We start from the raw sequence: 19306 nt of genomic DNA, 5'->3' as shown, positions 1-19306 counted from the left end.
AAGGAAAACATGCAAACATCTCACAAATATTTAGACCCAGTTGCACTCTCTCGGATTGGCGGCATGGAACTTGTTGCGAGGCTCGTCGTTGAGGGGTTCGTCACGGGTTTGCACAAAAGTCCATATCAAGGGTTCAGCGTCGAATTCGCCGAACATCGGCAATATATGCCGGGTGATGAAATCCGGTATATTGATTGGAAGGTTTATGGGAAGTCGGATCGGTATTACGTCAAAAAGTTTGAAGAGGAGACGAACCTGCGCGCATACATCCTTCTCGATAAGAGCGCGTCGATGGATTACAAGCATGCAGAAGAAGGGTTAACAAAGTTTGAATACGGTTGTTACCTCGCAGCAACGCTTACTTACCTTATGCTGAAGCAACGGGATTCCGTCGGATTGGCACTCTTCGACACGGATATTACACAATACATTCCACCCAGAGGTGCCGCGACGCATTTAAGAGCGATTATGACTGCCTTGGAAAATGCGACTCCGGGTCAAGAAACTCAGTTGAGTAGCCTGTTCCACGAACTTGCTAAACGGATTGTGAGACGCGGATTAGTCATCGTTATCTCCGATCTGCTTGATGAACCCTCACAAGTTATCTCTGCCCTGAAACATCTCCGCCATCAGAAACATGAGGTAATTGTTTTCCATCTCCTCGATCCTGCCGAACGGACCTTCCCTTATACTGGTTCCGTCGTCTTTCGGGACATGGAAACAGGACAGACCCTCTCAACGCAAGCCGACACGTTGAGAGCAGATTATCTTGAGAAACTGAACGAGTTTATCCAAAGCTACCGCCGTGGTTGCGGCGCAAGCCAGATTGACTACGTTCAGATGGATACCACAACACCGTTTGACTATGCCCTTTCGGAGTACCTCTCCCGCCGAAAATAGACAACATCCCAGCGTCGCTTCCAAACACTCAAGTCAGTATGATGCCTCTACTCAGCCGCTGATAGACGTTTGATAACAACAAGTGTTAAATCATCATACTGTTCCGCTTCCTCAACAAATCTATTAACATCTTCAACGAGGTATTGAATCACTTCCTCAGCAGTGTAGTCATTTGGCATTTGGGAAACGACCGCTTTTAAACGTTCAGTACCGTACATTTCTTCGTCAGCGTTGAGGGCTTCAATGAGACCGTCAGAGTGGAAGATAAGGATATCACCTTCTTCTAAATCGAAAGCAGTCGATTCGTATTCGACACTCTTCATACTACCGAGCGGCAAGTCGCTATCCTCAATTTCAAGGATTTCAGCACCTTTTTTGAGAATGGGATAGGGTTGTCCACCGTTGGCGTAGTCAACACGTTTTTTGGATTCATCAAGAATTGCCAAGTTAAGTGCAATAAAATTGGGACCATACATTCGGGGCACTAATCCTGCATTAAGGTCAGTGAGGATGATGTCTGCATCCGATCTGAACCTTGCGACTTCATGGAGCATTCCGTTTGTAAGCACAGCATTCATCGCCCCACGTAATCCTTTGCCCGCAGCATCTGCTACTGCAACAGCAGTTTGCCCGTTTGCAACGGTCACGTAATCGTAAAAATCTCCACCTACCTGCGTTGCGGGGACCGACATGCCGGCAATATCAAACGCGTTTGTATCGGGTGATTCTACGGGGAGCAGTCTCATTTGAATGTTTTGCGCCTCGTCCAATTCAGCCCGGATTCGCTGTATTTCTGCCTCCTCCTTCTCGAACATTTCATTGCGCAGCTGGGCAGTGTGTCTTCGGTTGATGACCAAACGCCCAATAAGGGCAAGCACAAGTGACACGAACATAAGTGTTGGGAGATATGTCCGCCACTGCGTCCAGAAAGGTGCCGGAATGTTAAAGTCTACAATGGCAGGCGGTTGGGTATAGGGCCAGTCTTTGCGAAAGGCTTTGACGATGAAACTGTAGGTTCCCGCTTTGAGGCCTGTATATCGGACACATAGCACGCCGTTCTGGTTTTGAAGTTCCTGTTGCACCCCATTTGTGTGTGTCGCCTGTTGGGTCGCCAATGTGGAGGCGGGTAACCATTTGTTAAATGAAGCACCGGAACCCGTGGGCAAAAGTGAGAACTCCGCCGCCGAAAGCTGCGTCCAGCCCGGGCTATCTAACCCAACCATCTTAAACGCATAGGAGAGCCGTTCTTGGAGCGGACTAATACCTCGGACATACAAGGTGATATGCCTGTTTCCGCGGGTCGGCAGCGTAATATTAGACGAAAGGTCAGTGTAGGTTTGATCCGCTTTTAGTGCAGTTAACCGATAAAAAGGAAGTCCGCCGCGCCTCGGTGTATATTGTGTAACGCCGCCTTCAGTCGCAAACCAAATATCTTTGTTAGAAGATTCATAAATTTTCGAGATGTTGTTATGTACCAGCCCGTCTTTTGTAGTCAGCGAATCGAAGGTTCCACCATCGTATCGGACAGTGCCCCCACCCTTTGTCGCGAACCATATACTCCCACTGCTATCTTCAATTACATCGCGTACATTGTCGACAAGGAATCCCTCTTTTCTGGAAATCCGAGATGTGTTTTTCGTCGTATAGCTTGTAAGTTCCTTCCCATCGTAACGAACAGCCCCACGAGCCGTTGCGAGCCAGAGAATGTTCTCTTGGGAAGTCAAGAACGCTCTGACCGGTGGTAGTTCAACGTCCTTAGTTATGACCAACCTATGGTCATAATATCTCTTGAGTACATCAGGAAAGAGGAAAGTGGCTTCTGCATTTCTCTCCTCTGTGTGTCGCCATACTGCAAGCGGGGCAGTAGCAGTATTCCCTTCGATCACAATGGGTCTGTTCGGATTCGAGACATTCCAGCGTATCAACTTTCCCGTCACGGCGTTGTAAAACCACTTTGCACCCAATGACACCTCTAACATCTTTGTTACTTTAATCAGATGTGGCAGGGTCTCTGGCTTAATATTCACAGCAGTCGAGGGGTCCATCGTTTCTGGGTATGCCTGTACCTTTCCGCTTTCAAAAAGGACCCATAATTTGCCGTTGACATCTGTATGAAGGCCATTTATAGGAGAGGGTGCGTGATCAATTGCAAAGTCTGTTTGAAAGGGGATCCGCTGGAATTGGTCTGTCAACCATAACAGCCCTGTAGCATCTGCCTTGAAGATATGTCCACCAAAAGCTAACCATCGGTGCGCGCCGTCCGTAACAAACAGATTCGGATTCCTTTCGGCGCGTATCCTGTGGTATCTTGTTTGGGGTTTGATAAAGATAGAAACCCGATCAAAGTGTTCATCTCGGTAGCGGAAGAACGTGTACTCCGTAGCGTCTCCCTCAAATACCGGCTTGTCGACGAACCAGATATCCCCATCAACTTCAAATATTTTTATAATCTCTTTCCATAACGCAAAACGGGATTTCCCTCTAACGCCACTACCTATCGCAGTGCCATGATTCTGAATTGCGGGTTGCGGGTTAAAGACCGTCGCGCCGCTCTCATGTCCGAACCAAAAATCGCCGTTAATCGCCTCAAAAACCGTCCGAATTCGGTCAACACCGAGTCCACCCTCGGCACTATAAGGAATGCCCTCAAGCGTAGAACCGTCGTATTGGTGTACCTCACCGGTCGCGTTAGTAAACCATAGATTTCCCCAGGCGTCCTCAAATTCAAAAACACCTTGGACGTTTCCGGAGTCCTGGAGTCGTGAACCGTCCCACCACCGCGTGATGCGACCGTCGTTAAACCAGAGTCGTCCCTCTGTGTCCCGCAGGATTGAAGTTTGCTTGGGAGACGCATATCGTCGCGCCCCACTTTCTTCTAACTGTAAAGGGAGCACCTGTTCAAAGGTTTCTCCATCAAACTTGAGCAGCAGATTATAGCCCCCGAACCAAAGATTCCCGGAAGCATCTTCTGCCACAGCCTCAATAACACTACTTACATTAAGGTTTGAGGTATCGTAGCGCGCGAATCCAATCCTTGTTTGAATTCGGGGTGTTCTGTTCTCTGTGTCACCCGCTGCATCATCAGTGTTGCCAACCCGACGGCTCTCACGAAAACTGAGAATCACACCGGTTTGTTCCGTTTCACCTTCACTGCCGCCGAGCCATAGCGTCCCGTCTTCACTTTCAAAGATAACGCTGATTATCAAATCTGTGGACCGCAGCAAATCTTCCCCCACGATTTCGTTGGGGTGTGCCTGCGGTGGGCGCTGCCTATCGGGAGCAACATACTTCGTCAGTCGCTGATTTTCGCCAACCCACACGTCACCCTGTCGATCCACAATCAGGGAGTTTCCATTGCCGATCAGGCTGATTGAAGTGCCATCAAATCGACTCACTCGTCCTTCCTCTTCCGAAGGCACGCGCGTCAGAAACCAGATGTGCCCCCACTTATCTTCAACAATTTGCAGCGTTTCTCCGAGAAGTGCTCCGGCTTGAACGCCGGACGTTGGTGCCTCTTCCGCAGCACCCAGCGAAGCCAAATAAGGCACGAAAGTTTTGCCATCAAAACGGCTCACACCGCCGCTATCGGAACCGAACCAAATAGCACCCCGGCTGTCCTGAAAAATAACGGGAACAATAGGTCCCGCAAGACCATCAGCAACTGTATAGGTCTCTATCAGTTCAAAAGCTACAGAAGATTGGATATAAACGATGGAGAAGCATAGCATCAAGATAAATACGAATTTTATCAAGCTATTCACGATAAACCACCTCTACTAATTCAAAGGCATAAAAGCGTAAAAAATGAATCCGAAAAATAGCCACGGAATTACTTAATCAGGACAACTCAGGAAAATCCAGAAATAGCCTTTATTCTATCTATAAAGATAACAGATTTGAGAAGGAAAGTCAAGAAAAATCAAAGGCATTGACCGCTGAAATAAATTATGCTACAATGGAAAATACCAAGAGTGTAGACGGACATCAAGGCAGTCAAGCGTGAGAAAGGAGCGAACGATGAAGACATATCGGATCGGAATTTTGGGATGCAGAGGACGCGGGACAGCAGCAGCACGAGCATACCATGCCCACCCTCGCACGGAGATTGTCGGACTCTGTGACTTGATCGAAGAACGCCTCAACACTTTGGGGGATGAAGTTAACGTCACAGCACGGTTTACCGATTTAGATGAGATGATTCAACAAACACACCCTGACATTGTGGCTATTCCCACCGGTACAGAGTTTCACTACGACTTGTGTATGCGTGTGCTGGAACATGGTGTCAACATCGAGGTAGAAAAGCCGATGTGTGTGGATCTCGTGCAAGCGGATGCCGTTATCGCGAAAGCGGAAGCAAAAGGCGTGCAGGTCGCCGTGCATCATCAGGGACGCGTCGGTGCCCCTATGCAAACAATTGCACGTGCCTTTAATGCCGGAAAAATCGGTGAACTGCGTTATATGTACGGGAGCGGAAAAGGCTACTACGGTGGTTACGGTTTGATGAACATCGGCACGCACATGCTCAATAACATGTTACACTTCGGGAAACGTTGTGAAAGCGTCGTTGCGCATCTAACGACGGGTGGAAAAACGATTACGCCTACGGATGTTGTGCCATCACCGAGCGGTATGGGAACGATTGCGGGTGAATATATCACTGCGACACTACAATATGAAGGCAGTGTTACGGGGACGCTGCTCCAACACAGGTTTCACACGATGGATACCGATGCGTATTCGATGGAACTATACGGCACCGAAGGGAGACTTTTCTGGAAAAGCGGTGGTGCGTGGTGGCTACCGACGCCGCACTACGTCCCTGACGGCATACACGACCAATGGGAAACATTAGAACTCATCTATCCTGAACACTACGATCCGAAAAGCAGCGCATCAGAAGCGGATTACTGGTTCGTGGAGGAATACGTCAACGCCTTGGATGAAGGCAGCGCACATACATGCAGCGGTACAGAAGGACGACACATTATTGAGATGATGATGGGGATCTTTGAGTCGGCGGCTTATGGCACACGCGTCAATCTTCCGCAACCCGATCGACGACATCCGTTGTTACGATGGCGCGAGGCGTCGGGATTGGAACCGCCAGCGGAGATGCCGAGAGCCTATTGGGACTGGCTGACGTTGGAATCTGACAGGATTGGTTAAATCAAACGAAAACTTTGGCGCGCTTACAAAGCGCGCCTACAATATTTGAGAAGTACACCTACATTATCTGCGCGATAATTGCGTTCGTCTGCAACCCCGCCTCACCGGAACAGCGAATCGGTTCACCCGTCTTGAGATGATTGATAAAATCTTCAACAAGTCCGGTATGTGTATGTGGCAGCGGGGTCTGATTCATCTCAACTTGTCCTGCCGATTTGGTTTCAAGCGTCAGGTTACCCGAATTTAACGGCGAACACCGCAAACAGCCTTCTGTGCCGTAGACCTCAACATCGTCAATTGAAACCCCAACATTCCAGTTGATATTCGCAACCGCATGCGCGCCACTCTCGAAACGAAGTGTAAAGACGGCGGAATCATCGACCTGAATATCCAGATGCACCGCCTCTGCATACCCTTGGACAGATTCTACCTCCCCCATCAGATACTGGAGCAACGAGATACGGTGGCTACCGAGATCCATCAGAACACCGCCCCCACTGATTTTTGGATCTACCCGCCAACTGTGCAGATCGTGCCGATTCGGGTTATAGAAACCGGTATGGTTGACGCGGGCAAGCACGACATCACCAATGGCACCTTCATCCATCAACGCCTTCATTTTGACAATATTCGGATAGAAATTGCGGTAATAGGCGAGCATCAGGGTAACACCGGCATCGTGGCAGGCATCCACCATGCGTTGACATTCCTCAACCGTCATCGCCATCGGCTTCTCGCAGAGGATGTGTTTGCCTGCTTCTGCTGTACGAAGCGTGTGTTCGCAATGGAGATATGGGGGTGTTGCGATGTAAATTGCGTTGAGTTCGTCGTCTGAAAGGAGTACGTCTATATCCGTATAGACGCGTTTCGCGCCGTGTCTCTCGGCGAAGGATTCCGCTTTGGCGCGGTCGCGTCGCATCACAGCGATGAGTTCAGAATCATTGACGCTATAAAGTGGGGGTCCCCCCTTATATTCAGCGACATCTCCACAACCGAGTATGCCCCATCTGAGCGTTGCCATAACTGATGATTCTTGCATGATCGTCTCCATTATAACTTCCTTCACGCCAATCGCTTTCTCATCTACTGCAAGTTGTCAAAGTCTAACACATATTAGCAGTGAGTGTCAAACAATTTTGGATATGTATTAGGGTCATTTATGGTAAACCTTAGAATTAATTAGACATTCAGGACCGGTGCGGTTAGAAACCGCACCTACCAGGCCGGGGTAAAATGTTCATTTATTTTTCTGGTTTACCATAGTTTCAATAGGTTGGGTTCAGCGGCATCGGGATTCATAGTTTTCATAGTTTTCATAGTTTTCATAGTAACGTTTTGAAAATTGTGCCTTTAAAACCCTCATAAAGTCAGGTGTGACATGGGTTTGTAGGCTATCTATGAAAGTGTTGTTTTTTGCTGTTACTATGAATCTGCATTTTTCGTTTCTCAGCATTAGCGTTGTAACGCCAATGGTGGCGTGGGTTTAGACGGGTTTCTGCTTTTAGTGCTTTTGGAGGGTTACTATGAAAGTAACGGGCGTGAATATGGTGTTAACTTAACAGTATGTTTCTTCGTAATTTTCCTTAAAAATGTTACACTGGTGTAACATTTTTTGTACAGCGTGTAACGTTAGAGAACATAGTGGCTATAAGGGTTTGTTGATGTTTCGTTCCCGATTTTCTGTTGTGAAAAAAATAATTTGGTGAAAAGTGTAACATTTTGAACCCTATGAACGGCACGGGAAATATAGACCTTATGTTCAGTATAGTGTAATTATACCACCGTTTCGCGCGGGTGTCAAGTTTTTTTGTTCTATTGAAGATCAGTCGGGAATCTGTTAGAATATTGCGAAAGGAATATTGGAGGATTTAGGATGGCAACAGCATCAAAGCTTGAGAGAATTTACCCATTTTTTATTGTTAAAAACCTTGCGGCATCAATAGACTTCTACACTCAAAAACTCGGTTTTGAGACAGACCTGCTTATTCCAGAGGAAGATCCGTTTTTTGGGATCGTGTCTCGTGATAACGTCCGGATTCTTCTGAAACATATTACTGAATCTGTTCATCCAGTACCGAACCACACGCGGCACGAATGGGCAAGATGGGACGCTTTTATTCTGGTTTCGGATCCTGACGCGCTGTTTGCGGAGTATCAGGCGCGTGGATTGGCGTTTCACGAACCGCTGGAAGATACCGATGATGGTTTACGCGCGTTTGAACTCAAGGATCACGATGGGTATGTTTTGTGTTTTGGGAAACCGCTTTGAGCAGAGGTGGGATGAGAAATTTGAAATTTGACTTGTTAGATGAAATATGTTATCATGTCTTTAATTTGAAACTCACGTCCAAGTGAGATTCACTGTTTTTAGGAGATTGAACGGTATGAAAATTATATTGGTATTAGCAGGATTTGTGTTGATGATGGCATATTGTGTTATCTGCACGAGCGATATGGCACAGGCGGAGGAAGTCTTGGGAACAGGAACGGAGTCACTCCTCGGAGGCGACCTAACCGACCCAGAGGACGACGGTGAACCTGAATCAGATGATGGTTACAACGCCACTTTCTCAGCCAACGATGAACCCGGATTCGGAGGCGGTGAATTTGCGTTTAACGTCTTCGATAACCGCCTTGGCCCCAGCAATGACAAATGGTGCTGCGGACGTGGAGGCGGCATTCCGAAAGAAGGTCTACATGTGACAGCTGAGTTTGAGGAGCAGTACGCATTGACACACTTCACTGTATCTTCAGCGAACGATGTTCCGCCAAGGGACCCGACAGTGTGGGAAGTTCAGGGGTCGAACGACGGCGATGATTGGACGACTATCTATGCTCACGACGGGAAGAGTTTTTGGGATCAGCGACTGCAAGTCGTCCTTTTTGAGGCGGGGGAAGATTACGACGTGCAAAAAACCGGGTATCGGTTTTTTCGGCATGTTACTTTCGACACTGCATCGAACCCGGCTGGGGCGTACTTTCAAATCGGCGAAATTGAGTTCTTCGGCGATGATAGTTTTCCCGTAGACCCGAGATCCAAGCTCGCAACCACATGGGGAAGTCTCAAAAACGTCCGATAAGGGCAAATATCAGACATTTTACAGATCGGCTTGAATCCAGTAATCACTTGGTTTGAGCCGTTTTTCATATCCGCGAACCGCTCACAGCCCCGACGATGGGTCTCCGCGCCTCTGGACTCAAGGATTATGATGGGTATGTTTTGTGTTTTGGGAAGCCGCTTTGAAAGGAGTAAGCTGCAAATAGGTGATTTTACGCTAATGCATCATATTCGTCTCATGTACTCGTCGTGTTTTCCGACCCAATACCAGACTAAAGTGCCCTCTTCTTCACGCGCCAAAATACGATATTGCTTACTGATTCGTGCTGACCAAAGTCTACCAACCTTTTTCAAATAGAGAGAAGGGTGCCGAGGATTTTCAAGTAACAATTCAATTTTCCGGAGGATGATTTTCCGAACATTTTGTGGTAGATTGTTGTAGGCTTCCCAGAAATGGTCGTGTATGACATGGTTGCTCATATCTTTTTGCATGTTCCGAATTTCAGACACAGCATTCTACTTATCCCCGGTGTTCTTTGAGATAAATACCGCTAAGTCTTCACATTTACCGGCCTGAAAGTCAGCACCGACTCGTTCCAGTATAGCGTCAAGTTTTCCCGCTTTTACGTCTTCCTCTAACTGTTTGTCCCACGCTTGCCAATCGGCTTCAAGGACTTGATACAGCGTATTTTCGAGGGTTTCTAATAATGCGTCTTGTGTATCTGCCTCACACTTCACCTTCGGATGTTCCTGTATCCATCCCATCCACCTCTTGCCATTTTTTCGGATTTTGGCGGTATAGATCTCGCCATCTTCCACATCATGAATTTTGACAGTTTGGATATGACTCACGTTTTGCTCCTCCGATAAAGCCTATTTGTACGATATTTGGTAATACAGTATTATGTGATAATTTGCGTGAAAAGTCAAATTGATTTTCAATGTTCGATGTCCTGTTTGCTGAGTATCAGGCGCGTAGGTTGGCATTTCGTGAAACGCTTGTGGATACGAGTGATGGTATGTGAGCGTTTGAGCTCAAGGATCATGATGGGTATGTTTTGTGTTTTGGGAAACCGGTTTGAGAGGAGGATTGTCTGAATCGCGGATTACACGGATTACGCAGATTCACGCGGATAGTTGAGATTCCCTCTACAGAACCGCTGAAATTATTACCAATCTTTATCACTTTGGTCAATGCTCCTGAGTAATAGCCTTCCCAAATCAGTAATGTCGTAGCCGCTGGATTTCATCATACCTGTCCGCTCATCAAATTCTGGAGACTCTCCCCGTTTTGGTCGTTGGAATCTAATTTTGAGCAGACCCAAGTTGGCAAGGTTCACTTTGTGAGCCTCATAAATGGCATGTTTATCAACTTCCTCCTGTGAAGATCCCAAATGCACAGGAGGTTCGGTTACGATTCCTTGATGTTTTCTCCGGAAGTCTTGCTGCTGCATTATACCCCCGGAGTAAGATATTAAGATGAGTACCTCAATATCGTTCAACTCCGCAAGGATAGACAGCAATTTCTTGTAAGTAATATGTTCCGCATCCTCGTTTGTTAACCCATTTTTTACCAAGGAAGCGATGTATTCTATGCGTTCTTCCGAAAGTGCCCGCGCTGCCTGAAAAAATCCATCTTCCATTAAATCAATGGATTTTTCCTCAAGGATCTTCGCTTCTACTTTCGCCTTCTCTTCCGGGTCAATTTTTGATGATAGAACTTTGACAAAAGAAACAATTCTCTCTTCTCTTAGGTTTGGAATTACATTTCCTACCAATTCAGCTGCCAACGGACCTAAATATGGAATAGCACCAAAGGTCGCCTTTAAAGCACTTACTATTCGGTCACTCCTTTTAATGTCAAGATCACTCTTTTCCTTATCCATTGCCTTCCTCCTATTAACTGTTTGCGACATTTGACAATGATGAAATTGTGATTGGGCTAAGTCGCCCACTACCGCGCATAGATAACCTTCTCATCAAGCACTCTCAATGCTTCCTGCTCCAAGTTATAGGCTTCCATCCGTTTCCGATTGGCTTCCAAAACTGTGTCGTTTATTTGCCGCTGCACGTTTTCATCGCGCAACAACGGTACCGCGATTTCCGAAACCTGCCAATCATTAATCTCGTCTATCACTGCACCATGAACATACCGAGTTATCAGCGGATACGCATAATCGCTTGAAAGCCATGCATAGAGGTAACCTGCAATTCCATCGTTTGGAAGCACCACTCGGATAATATGTTGGTTCGCTGTCCAACCATCCCAATGTTTAGGAACCATCGCTACTTTTCCAATAGTCCCACTACATGTAATGAGAATCATATTTTCACGAAGGGTCAGTTCATTCTTAATTCTGTCTCCGTGCTGTGCTAAAGACAGATATTTCTTGTTGTTTGGATCCAACTCAAATATCTGTTTACCACCAATAAAGGGGACACCATTCCCTTCTTCAACATAGACTCTTTTAAACCGCCCCGGTAAAATAACTGACTGACTAATGCGGCTGTCCCGAACTTTGACAATCTCTCCCGCTGTTCTTGCTATATGCTGTTCAATGGCTCTCACAATCGGAACATAGTAAGACCCATCTAACCGATCAATTACCTCGCTTGAAGATACGGAATAATTAAGAACACTTGCCATTTTATCAAACCGCTCGGAGCGTTCATGGAATGCTCCGATAGACGGCAATTGCAACGCAGTTTTCAGCAAGATTTGCGCTTCATCCATCAATCCATTGGACTCATCCCGTAGTCTGAAGGATGCCTCAATCAAATCGTGAATTTCCTGTTTGAGGACAGGGGAAGGATTGGGAATAGGAATATGATTCAGATGTTCAGGCTCAATATGTTGAATGACTGCTCCGTAGTTATTGGTTGATATAAGCAAATTCCCAACCTTTGATTTCAAGTACGCATAAATATATCCAGAATACTCTGCTGCTTTTATACGAATGACATCATCCGATAACGATTGGTTTTCAAGCGTTTTGGAGACATAAGAGACAATACCGATTGTACCGGAACGGGTCAGTAACACTTGCCCGTTTTCAACACGCGTGCTTTCAATATTAACATTCGTTGTTGGCGCAATAAACTTATTGGCTTTTGGGTATATTTCTGTTATCTGTGATGGGAGAATGAAAGGTATACCAATCTTTTCATCAACATAGGTTCTTTTAAATCTACCCAAATAAAAAGCATTCTCAATAAACCTGTCCGCCAAATGAACAATATTCCACTTGCAATGCCCCAAATCCTTTCTAACTTGTCTACTTTCAATACCAAAAGTGCTCGCTTTTAGTCGGTAATCCGATTCAATAACTTCTTGAACATTTACCGATGTCCATTTAATTGGTTTCTCTGTTGGCATTCCTTCTGATTGCGTTACCACCCGATTCCCTCCTCCTTTTTCCACTTTGCAAAGAGTTGAGGCACTTCGCGGCTCTGGTCATCAATGACGCGAGTTTTTCTTTGACTGTGAATATCCACAATGGGACCTTCGGCATTTTCGTAATTTACTGGAGGAGTATTCTCTTCAGAAACCCAGATTTCATTGCCGTCTTTGTCTCTTTTAAAGAGCGTATTCCCGCGCCTGTCGTGTCCTACCTTCTCTACCATTGCCATGAAAATGTTATATGCGACGATTCGCCGCGCATACCGTTCCTCGTTAATTTCCTCCTGCGTCTTTTTCTGTAGGATTAGCACCGAGGTCTGTGTGCCGTTTCTGGGCTGGAAGGTATCAGCATGTAAATCAATACTGGCGATGATACGCGTTTTTTCGAGTAACCACCGGCGGATATGTCCAAGTCCGGGGTTCCCCAAAATAGAATCGGGTAACACAACCGCTAATCTGCCATTGGGTTTGAGAAATTGAAGGCATCGCTCTATAAAAAGTTGCTCGGGTGGGACCGAGGTTTGGAGTTTATCTGACATTTCCCATCCAGTTTCTCCGCCTTTCCGCCAAATATGTCCAATGTCAAATTGCTCCAGAATGTGGGTGTCTTTGATAGGGATGTCACTACCAAAGGGTGGATTTGTAACGATGACATCGAAAAACCCGATCGAATTGGCATTTGTTATGCTATCGGCTTGCATCTGGAGTGCACTTGCCAATTCCAATTTGAGTTCTTGGGACCACTCATGTGGAGGCAAGAGGGAATCGTTCCGGTGAATATTACCGCTACCGTCGTTATTCATTACCATGTTCATTTTCGTGGCTTTCACAAGGTCAGGGTTGATGTCAAACCCGTAAAAATCCGACGCAGCGATCTGTCTGATTCGATCCCTAACAATCCTTCTGTAATCATCAGACCACTCAACTTCATCAATCCCTAAGTCATGAGCAACGGAACGTTTTAATTTTTCAATGATGTGGTTCATTGCGGTGACCAAGAAACCACCGGTACCGCACGAGGTATCGCATACCCTTTCACCCGGTTTTGGGTTGACCATCTCAACCGCCATACGCATGATATTTCGCGGCGTGAAAAATTCACCCCTGTCTCCCCTCAGATTTGCGCCAACCAATTCCTCGTAAGCTTTTCCCTTCACGTCAACATGCGTTTCAAGGAGACTATACGGTTGGAGTTCTGAGGCAATCCATGCCAACGAACGCGGTTGTAATTTGATTTCATCATTGGTATCAAAAATCTGCGGGAACTGCAGTTTGACTTTTTGGAAAATTTTAGAAATTCGGTTACGGACTGTAAGTTGTCCATCTCGGTTTCCCCGTTCCCCGGATCTCGCGTAAAATTCAAGGGGTTGTCCAACATTCTGCTCATCAAGCGTTTTGCAAAAAATAAGCTTTAGCAACTCAAAGAAAGCCGGTTGTTTTTGCAGACCGTCAGTAGCGTAGATATGGTTATGGCAAGTTCTGAAAACCATCAAAAGGTTATCTTCATAAGCCTTTTTCAAGGTGTTCCGTTTCGGTCTGTCAACATCCTCTAAAGAACCATCGGCGGCGGGAATATCGTTGTACTCTTGAAATTCATAGCGTCCCTCTACCTCCACCTTTCTGATGACCTCTTTATATCTGCCATTCGTCCAGAGTCCCCATTCGCAATTGGGACACGCGCTCATGTAAGACTTGAGTTGTTCAACGCCGTCTTTTCTGTTTCTGGGTTCTACACTTTCTTTCTTGCATTCAACAATTAACCACACATGATCCTGTGTCATCTCTGGGCTGTCTTTTGGAAACACAACAATGTCGGCGCGTGGACGGCGGGAGCCCAACTTCAAAGTGAATTCTATTTTGATTTGTTCCCGTTTGTATTTATGCTCGTTAATCAATCTTTTCTCAATTGTCTGGCGGACGTATTCTTCTGGTGTATCTTTGCGGGGTTTGCCATCGATGTAATCACGGATGTAACCGTCTGGGATACTGATAACTTTTGTTTCAGCAGGATTTGTGTTCATAAATTTTCCTCTTCATTAGGACATTCTATATCACATTAGTGTGGTAGCCCCATTGCCTTAAATATCTAACTTCTGTCCTGTTAAGTTATAGTGAAAATTATACAGCAACTCGCAAGGGATTTCAAGGAAAACAAGATTGCAGTAGGGCTGTTTAGTTTTCGGTTCTAATCTCGGTTTTGATTCGCATAAGTTAACGTTTGGACGCAAGATCGCGAGCATAGCTCGCTCCTACAGAAGAAAAATATTCACATAAATAAAGTAAATATGTAAAACTAAATAGCCCTGAGATTGCAGTAGGCTTTTCTGAAGATGTGAACGTTAGGACGGACGCAATTTTGACAGGGGGCACTTTGTGAGATGGAGAATCCTGAGAAACACACGCGTTTTGGATGCACAACCTAACAGGTTTGCGGCGTACTCGCCCAGATGCGACGGGCATCATTGGTGAACCTTAGAGTTAATTAGACATTCAGCACCGGTGCGGTTAGAAACCGCACCTACCCGGGTGGGGTAAAATGTCTGTTTATTTTTCAGGTTTACCAATGCTACAAGAGAGCATTCTGCGAAGTCCTGAACATCTGTGAAAAATATTGGCGAAAAATTGAAAACTAAAACGTTCTGCAGAAAATTGTGCTTCAGAATGCTTCAGTTTTATCGGGAGTGCTTTGCTTTTCTCGTTCTTCGTTGAACGCTTCCAGAACCCTTTGTGCCGCGCTACACTCTGGATCCAACATGAGTGCCTCTATGAGATAGGGTTCCGCGGCATCAATGTCGCCTTGTTTCATGTAAAGCAACGCAACGCTGGCATGTAGAAATGACTTATCAGGATTCTGAGCGAGGGCTTTCTGGAAATGTTCATGAGCCAGCTCGAACTTGTTCAAAAGAAGATAGGTGTGCCCAAGTTCAAAATTAATATCTACATCTGCTGCGTCCTTACGCGCTGCATCTTCTATGCCGAGGTCGAGGGCTGTCTGAAAATGAGAGAGCGCTGCCTCGTATTCACTTAATTGGATGGACACCCGACCGAGAATGTAGTGGAGCTTTTCAGTCTCGTCACAAGAACCGCGTTCTAAAGCGGCACTCGCGATTGCTTTTGCCTCTGGGAATTTCTGTAGTACCGCATACGCGGTACTGAGCCTGACATTTAACGAAGGATATTCCGGATCCAAGTCGCGCACCTTCTCTAAATGGAAAACCGCTTTCTCATACGCTTCCTGTAGAAGATAGGCAGTTGCGAGGTGGTTATGTAGTTCCGCAGAATTCGGGTCTTGGGCGAGTTTTTTCTCTAAGATTGGGATCGATTTTTCACCGAGGTCCTGCAAGTTAAGCTCGCCTAATCGCTTTCGAGATGTTCGTCTGTTCCTTTTCCGTTTTCGATGCTTCATGCATTCTCCTAAATCTGAGATAGATATAAGACAGGATTCATTTTCTATGATGTCAAATTGAAGCAAATTATACAACAATTCGCAAGAGGTTTCAAGGAAATAAGATTGTCCGATATCCCTCTTGAAAACGGACACAAAACACTGTATAATAGACGCAAATTTGTGTTGAGGTGCTACGAATTGGCGGAACAAAACCGTGTCAAACCGCATATCCTACTGATTGGATTGGCTCTCGTCGCTTTTAATAGTTACTGGTGCCTGATGGGAACAGAGGTCTGGCACTCTACGCAGCTGACCATCGCCTCGCTGTTCTTCAATGCGGTCTTTACCCTCCTCGTCTTTGTGCTTGTTAACCTCCTGTTCCAACGATTTGTGCCGCGTCTGGCGATGTCGCAAGCCGATCTGCAGACGATCTATGTGATGGTGGTGATGGTATCGACCATCAGCGGACACACCATGATGGGGTACCTCATCCCCGTTCTCACGCATACATTTCAGTTCGCAAGCCCCGAAAATGAGTGGTTATCGCTCTTTGGAAACAGTATCCCCAATTGGATTGCAGTTAAAAGTCCGCGTATCTTAGACGGGTTCTACAACGGCGATTCTACACTCTATAATTCTGCTACGCTCAACGCATGGATATCACCTGTACTGGCGTGGTCAAGCTTCGTCATCGCGCTCTGGCTGACATTGCTGGCAGTGACGATCTTTCTCCGTAAACAGTGGACGGAAAATGAACGCCTGAACTATCCGATCGTCCAACTCCCCTTGGCACTGACGAGCAATCCGAAACGCTTTTTTGCTTCGCCGTGGATGTGGGTCGGATTCGCAATTGCAGGGAGTGCTGAACTGCTCAATGGACTGAGTTTTCTGTATCCAGAAATCCCTTCTCTACCGATTAGAAACAGAGTCCTTGGACAATTCAGTTCAAAGCCGTGGAGTGCGATGGGACCGATTCGGATCTCCCTCTATCCATTCAGCATCGGGTTGATGTTCTTCACGCCGCTGGATCTCTCGTTTTCCTGCTGGTTTTTCTGGCTACTAACCCGTCTTCAGATGGTTGTGACAGATATGTTCGGCGCGCGCAATATTTATAGGTTTGAACAGCAGACGGGGGCTTGGCTTGCGTTTGGCTGCATCCCGTTGTGGATGGGGCGACGGCACTATGGACGTATTATCCGTAAGGTTTTCGGCATTGCACAACGCCACGGCGAACCACCACCTGACGATTCTGGAGAACCGATGCGCTATCGCACGGCAGCAGGACTGTTCACTGTGGGATTACTGTTCCTTTTCTTTTTCTGTTTTCAGATGGGGATGACCTTCTGGGCGATTGGACTCTTTTTTCTTTTTTACTTTCCGATGATTATCGGTATCACACGTATCCGCGCCGAAATTGGGCCGCCCCTTCATCAACTCATCCTTGTCGATCCAGGACGGACGATGGTCACTGCGTTAGGTACACGCCGCTTAGGCGCGGGGAATCTGATGGGACTCACGTTTCTCTATCCGTTTGTGCGCTGTTTCCGCGCGCATCCGACACCGAGTGAACTGGAGGCGTTCAGGCTGGCGGAAAGGACGAGCATCGGGTATCGTCAACTTCTCATCGGAATGATCTTGGCGATTGTGTTCGGTATCCTGATAACGTTTTGGGCATACCTACACGTCCTTTACGATATGGGCGCAGCAAGCAAAGCGCGCGGTTGGATTGTTTATATGGGGTGGGAAACGTTTAACCGTCTGCAAACGTGGCTTGTCAGTCCGCGAGAGACCGGCGTACCGGAGCTTGGTGTTATCGGCAGCAGTTTCGTGTTCACGATATTCCTGATGATGATGAAGATTCGGTTTCTGTGGTGGCCCCTACATCCTGCGGGTTATGTGTTAGTCAGTGGGACAGGTATGGGAAGGTTGTGGTTTACCATCTTCTTGGGGTGGTTGGCGAAAGCAATCGTGCTAAAGATTGGCGGCGTGAAACTCTACCGACAAGCGATACCCTTCTTTTTGGGGCTCATCTTAGGGGATTATACGCTGGGGTGTGTCTGGAGCCTGATTGGGTTGGTATTGGAGATACCGACGTATATTGTGTGGCATTGAGGTGTTCAATTTTTGGAATAGTGTTTCATGATAACGCAACGCTACTCTTCATCTTTGAATCCTTGAAGTCGTTCCTCAATAGTCGTTTTGAGATGTTCGTTTCCTGTTTGTTCAGCGATTTTTAGAGCTATCTGATAATCCACCTGTGCCTCCTCTTTTTTACCAAGGTTTCCCTTTATAGAGCCACGCATGAAATAAGCTTCAGCGTAATTTGGCAGTAAGCGGATTGCCTCATTAAGGTCTGAAATCGCCTCCTCATGTCTATCCAAATTATTCTTGGATACTCCACGCATGAAATAAGCTTCAGCGTAATTTGGCAGTAAGCGGATTGCCTCATTAAGGTCTGAAATCGCCTCCTCATGTCTATCCAAATTATTCTTGGATACTCCACGCATGAAATAAGCTTCAGCGTAATTTGGCAGTAAGCGGATTGCCTCATTAAGGTCTGAAATCGCCTCCTCATGTCTACCCAAAGCACCTTCCTTGATTATTCCACGAGCGAAAAATGCCCCGGCGGTTACATCGTTATCAATCCCCTCTGATATATTCGCAATAGAACGCCATTTCTCAATAGCATCATCAATTTTCCCTTCTTGCGACAATGTGACCGCCTCAATGATAGCTTTATCTATTACGGATGTCCCAGGCTCCAGCCGAAGTACTCTTAGCATGCTCTCAACTTCTGGGGATACTTCAGATGGACCGGATTGAACGAGTTTCGTGATGTCTCCCCTACTCAATTTCGATACAACTTCTTCTGCTATTTTCTTTTGATCTTTGATTTCTTTAAGATATATCGCTGCTTCACTGGCATACGCCTTGGCTTCCTTAAGGTATGCCGCTGCCTCGGATTCAATACTCCGAAACTCGCTGTAGGCAATATAAGCAGCAATACCGGTTACAACCGGAATTGCAACTGCAAAAAAGGCAAGAACTAAACCGATAACAACCAGCCATTGATTAATAGACTCCGACCGATCATCAAGATATTCACTTCGTAAATCGTTGATTTGGCGTTGATTTTCTATATCACTCACAGCATTAACACTGCTCGCTCTCTCCTCAACGTTTGCCTCGTCGTCAATAGGGTGTTTCGTTGTTTGTGTCATCTTTTTCTTTCCTTTATTTGAAATCAGTTTACATTCCGGTGGACTTGTTGATGCGAAAGACAATGCCTTCCGATATGCACAGGAAACCAACAGCCTATGCTACAAAGATGTCCATCTGATATTTATCAAATCTCCCAAGGAGTAAGTAATCATCAATAGATCGTAGGTAT

General features: G+C 46.3%; 14 protein-coding genes. 5 read left to right on the top strand and 9 right to left on the bottom strand.

The features are described from left to right. Positions 1-9: 9 nt before the first annotated feature. Positions 10-900, top strand: coding sequence for a DUF58 domain-containing protein (locus OXN25_11690; GenBank protein MDE0425523.1), 891 nt, complete (start codon positions 10-12; stop codon positions 898-900). Between the two features lie 47 nt (positions 901-947). Here OXN25_11690 and OXN25_11685 read toward each other — a convergent pair whose 3' ends face one another. Then, positions 948-4661, bottom strand: coding sequence for a SpoIIE family protein phosphatase (locus tag OXN25_11685; protein MDE0425522.1), 3714 nt, complete (start codon positions 4659-4661; stop codon positions 948-950). A 256-nt stretch (positions 4662-4917) separates the two neighbouring features. Between OXN25_11685 and OXN25_11680 the strand changes: the two genes are divergently transcribed. Further along, on the top strand, positions 4918-6069 hold the full coding sequence (locus OXN25_11680) for a Gfo/Idh/MocA family oxidoreductase (GenBank protein MDE0425521.1): 1152 nt from the start codon (positions 4918-4920) through the stop codon (positions 6067-6069). Between the two features lie 58 nt (positions 6070-6127). Here the strand turns inward: OXN25_11680 and OXN25_11675 are convergent, their stop codons facing one another. Beyond that, complete coding sequence (locus OXN25_11675) at positions 6128-7108, bottom strand: Gfo/Idh/MocA family oxidoreductase (GenBank protein ID MDE0425520.1); 981 nt, start codon at positions 7106-7108, stop codon at positions 6128-6130. A gap of 834 nt (positions 7109-7942) precedes the next feature. Here OXN25_11675 and OXN25_11670 point away from each other — a divergent pair. Both OXN25_11670 and OXN25_11665 read left to right on the top strand, forming a co-directional pair. Beyond that, complete coding sequence (locus OXN25_11670; protein ID MDE0425519.1) at positions 7943-8338, top strand: VOC family protein; 396 nt, start codon at positions 7943-7945, stop codon at positions 8336-8338. 115 nt (positions 8339-8453) lie between these two features. Beyond that, the gene (locus OXN25_11665) at positions 8454-9149 is read left to right on the top strand and encodes a discoidin domain-containing protein (GenBank protein ID MDE0425518.1); all 696 of its coding nucleotides are present in this window, start codon (positions 8454-8456) and stop codon (positions 9147-9149) included. Positions 9150-9352: 203 nt separating this feature from the next. Here the strand turns inward: OXN25_11665 and OXN25_11660 are convergent, their stop codons facing one another. From OXN25_11660 to OXN25_11635, 6 genes are all read right to left on the bottom strand, one after another. Next, positions 9353-9637 carry a hypothetical protein gene (locus tag OXN25_11660; GenBank protein MDE0425517.1) on the bottom strand — a complete coding sequence of 95 codons (285 nt, stop codon included), beginning with the start codon at positions 9635-9637 and terminating at the stop codon, positions 9353-9355. A 6-nt stretch (positions 9638-9643) separates the two neighbouring features. After that, positions 9644-9979, bottom strand: a complete 336-nt coding sequence (locus tag OXN25_11655; protein MDE0425516.1) for a hypothetical protein — start codon at positions 9977-9979, stop codon at positions 9644-9646. A gap of 317 nt (positions 9980-10296) precedes the next feature. Continuing rightward, the gene (locus tag OXN25_11650) at positions 10297-11013 is read right to left on the bottom strand and encodes a hypothetical protein (GenBank protein ID MDE0425515.1); all 717 of its coding nucleotides are present in this window, start codon (positions 11011-11013) and stop codon (positions 10297-10299) included. Between the two features lie 68 nt (positions 11014-11081). After that, positions 11082-12524 (bottom strand): restriction endonuclease subunit S, encoded by a 1443-nt coding sequence (locus tag OXN25_11645; protein ID MDE0425514.1) that lies wholly within the window; start codon positions 12522-12524, stop codon positions 11082-11084. Beyond that, positions 12518-14548, bottom strand: coding sequence for an N-6 DNA methylase (locus OXN25_11640; protein MDE0425513.1), 2031 nt, complete (start codon positions 14546-14548; stop codon positions 12518-12520). The genes OXN25_11645 and OXN25_11640 overlap by 7 nt, the downstream gene beginning before the upstream one ends. Before the next feature lie 635 nt (positions 14549-15183). Continuing rightward, entirely contained in the window at positions 15184-15933 is a 750-nt protein-coding gene (locus OXN25_11635; GenBank protein ID MDE0425512.1) for a tetratricopeptide repeat protein, read from the bottom strand. Positions 15934-16038: 105 nt separating this feature from the next. On the opposite strand from OXN25_11635, the gene OXN25_11630 reads away from it, so the two are divergent. After that, entirely contained in the window at positions 16039-18027 is a 1989-nt protein-coding gene (locus OXN25_11630) for a hypothetical protein (protein ID MDE0425511.1), read from the top strand. Between the two features lie 41 nt (positions 18028-18068). On the opposite strand, the gene OXN25_11625 is transcribed toward OXN25_11630, so the two are convergent. Next, complete coding sequence (locus OXN25_11625) at positions 18069-19136, bottom strand: tetratricopeptide repeat protein (protein MDE0425510.1); 1068 nt, start codon at positions 19134-19136, stop codon at positions 18069-18071. Positions 19137-19306: the final 170 nt, after the last annotated feature.

The sequence above is a fragment of the Candidatus Poribacteria bacterium genome (assembly GCA_028820845.1).
Classification (GTDB): Bacteria; Poribacteria; WGA-4E; order WGA-4E; family WGA-3G; genus WGA-3G.
Note: the sequence above shows the minus strand (reverse complement) of the source record. Positions and strands in the feature narration are given on the sequence as shown.

Bases quoted from the DNA above. Each gene is read 5' to 3' on its own strand.
- OXN25_11690 (MDE0425523.1), top strand. From the start codon at position 10: ATGCAAACATCTCACAAATATTTAGACCCAGTTGCACTCTCTCGGATT.
- OXN25_11680 (MDE0425521.1), top strand. From the start codon at position 4,918: ATGAAGACATATCGGATCGGAATTTTGGGATGCAGAGGACGCGGGACA.
- OXN25_11675 (MDE0425520.1), bottom strand. From the start codon at position 7,108: ATGCAAGAATCATCAGTTATGGCAACGCTCAGATGGGGCATACTCGGT.
- OXN25_11670 (MDE0425519.1), top strand. From the start codon at position 7,943: ATGGCAACAGCATCAAAGCTTGAGAGAATTTACCCATTTTTTATTGTT.
- OXN25_11665 (MDE0425518.1), top strand. From the start codon at position 8,454: ATGAAAATTATATTGGTATTAGCAGGATTTGTGTTGATGATGGCATAT.
- OXN25_11650 (MDE0425515.1), bottom strand. From the start codon at position 11,013: ATGGATAAGGAAAAGAGTGATCTTGACATTAAAAGGAGTGACCGAATA.
- OXN25_11640 (MDE0425513.1), bottom strand. From the start codon at position 14,548: ATGAACACAAATCCTGCTGAAACAAAAGTTATCAGTATCCCAGACGGT.
- OXN25_11635 (MDE0425512.1), bottom strand. From the start codon at position 15,933: ATGAAGCATCGAAAACGGAAAAGGAACAGACGAACATCTCGAAAGCGA.
- OXN25_11625 (MDE0425510.1), bottom strand. From the start codon at position 19,136: ATGACACAAACAACGAAACACCCTATTGACGACGAGGCAAACGTTGAG.